Genomic DNA, 1002 nt, shown 5'->3' with positions numbered 1-1002 from the left:
AGATTAAGAAAATTACATGTAGTTATCCACAACTAAATAAATTTTATAGTTTCCTAACCAACAAAAAATAACCCAGTGATGTTCACTGGGTTATTTCTATTCAAGATATTTATTTTGCGATAAACATTTGCGTCCAATAGTGGCCGTAATTTCCGCCAGTTGCATGCCCGACACCAATGTGGGTGTATGCAGGGCTAAGAATGTTCTTGCGGTGTCCGGGACTGTTCATCCAGGATTGGACTACTTCATTTGGAGTTCTTTGGCCGGCTGCGATGTTCTCGGCTGCACTTCGATAATTGGTACCAAAGTTCTTCATCATCGTGAAGGGGCTGCCGTATGTAGGACTGGTATGTGAGAAGTAGTTTTTATCTCTCATATCTGCTGACTTATATCTCGCTACCCTTGAAAGCTGCCAGTCAGCAGCAAGTGGTTTCAGTCCATTTTTAGCACGCTCCTGATTTGTCAGCTGGATTACCTGGCTTTCGATACTCTTGGTTGCTCCTATAGTTGGTAAATTGACTCTCTGGCCTGGATAGATCAAGTTTGGATTCTTGAACTGATGGTTGGCGGCGATAATCTCTGAAAGTCCGACCTGATATCTAACAGAAATATTCCATAAGGTATCACCCGGACGAACCGTATGGACCTGTTGGGCAAAAGAAACTGTCGGGATTGCCAATACGATTAATAATAGGGCTAAGATTATTTTCTTGAGCACAATAACTCCTCCTCAACAGATAGGATGAGATTAATTCAAGAAACTATACTTTATTAATTTTTTGTGTGAAAACATCACCAAAACAGTGCATATAGTTTTATCAAGGGAGGAATGCGAATTATGGGCTATCTTTGGGTGATGACCATCGGTTTTGTCATTTGTCTCGGTTTAGTTGGCGGTACCCTGTTGTATTTTATCTCAACGGCTTTTAACCTTAAGGATGCAAGCCGGATTGATTTATTGGATACGAAGAGAGAGAAGTAACATCCATAAATAAGAAAAGT

2 protein-coding genes are annotated in these 1002 nt (G+C 40.6%); one reads left to right on the top strand and one right to left on the bottom strand.

What is annotated here, in order from left to right; translation table 11 throughout:
* Positions 1 to 109: 109 nt before the first annotated feature.
* Complete coding sequence (gene safA, locus JCM21738_RS21895; protein ID WP_023627800.1) at positions 110 to 718, bottom strand: SafA/ExsA family spore coat assembly protein; 609 nt, start codon at positions 716 to 718, stop codon at positions 110 to 112.
* A 120-nt stretch (positions 719 to 838) separates the two neighbouring features.
* Here safA and JCM21738_RS24645 point away from each other — a divergent pair, with 120 nt between their 5' ends.
* Positions 839 to 982, top strand: a complete 144-nt coding sequence (locus JCM21738_RS24645; protein WP_023627801.1) for a hypothetical protein — start codon at positions 839 to 841, stop codon at positions 980 to 982.
* Positions 983 to 1002 lie beyond the last annotated feature (20 nt).

The organism is Mesobacillus boroniphilus JCM 21738 (assembly GCF_000517385.1).
GTDB lineage: Bacteria > Bacillota > Bacilli > Bacillales > Cytobacillaceae > Mesobacillus > Mesobacillus boroniphilus.
The sequence above is the reverse complement of the archived record's forward strand: the minus strand, read 5'-3'. Positions and strand labels throughout refer to the sequence as shown.